The organism is Actinomadura sp. KC216, from assembly GCF_004348535.1.
Lineage (GTDB): Bacteria > Actinomycetota > Actinomycetes > Streptosporangiales > Streptosporangiaceae > Spirillospora.
In genome coordinates this window covers 1-618 of record NZ_SMJX01000664.1, presented here as the reverse complement: position 1 = coordinate 618, position 618 = coordinate 1, and the positions used below count along the sequence as shown (strand labels likewise).

Sequence of the window (618 nt, the reverse complement as noted above, 5' to 3'; positions counted from 1 at the left end):
ACGACACCCCGGCTCAGGCCGCGCGCTGCCGGGAGAGCCACTGACATGGCCGCGCAGATGTCCGCGTGCTGCAAGGCGCCGGTGAAGGCGACCATGACCAGCGTCCGATGCTCGAACTGCCAGCGGCAGGTCACGCCGCTCGGGCTCATCGACGGGGACCGGCGGTAGCGGTGCCTGCCGCCGCGAGCGTCGTTTTCATGGACCCGGCCGGGGACCGCTGGGGTATTCCGACGTGGTCGTGGGGCATGGCGCCCGCGCACCTGCTCACCCGGACGCAGCTCCGCGGACGCGGGCTGCGTCCGGGTGGGCAGCAGGTGGCGGGCCAGATCCTATGGCGGTCGCGGCGGGCAGCCCGCAACGGGTGGATCCGTGCCGCGTACCTGTACGACGTGCGCCAGGCCAAACCCCGCCGCCCCGCCACACCCGCCCAACTGGACGCGCTGGCCAAAGCCTTGGCCGCGCGCCGCACCTGCCCGCGCTGTCGGCGCGACGCCGGATACGTCCTGCCCCAACACATCGGGGCGTGCCTGACCTGCGCGGACGCCTGGGAAATCGACCGCGCCTGACCGAAGAGAGCTTCGTTATGGAGATCAACCCCAGCGACGCGCGTGTGATCGT

1 protein-coding gene is annotated in these 618 nt (G+C 72.2%); it reads left to right on the top strand.

The window, feature by feature from the left end:
- The first annotated feature begins 197 nt into the window (after positions 1 to 197).
- Positions 198 to 566, top strand: a complete 369-nt coding sequence (locus tag E1264_RS42870; protein WP_132183332.1) for an RRQRL motif-containing zinc-binding protein — start codon at positions 198 to 200, stop codon at positions 564 to 566.
- Positions 567 to 618: the final 52 nt, after the last annotated feature.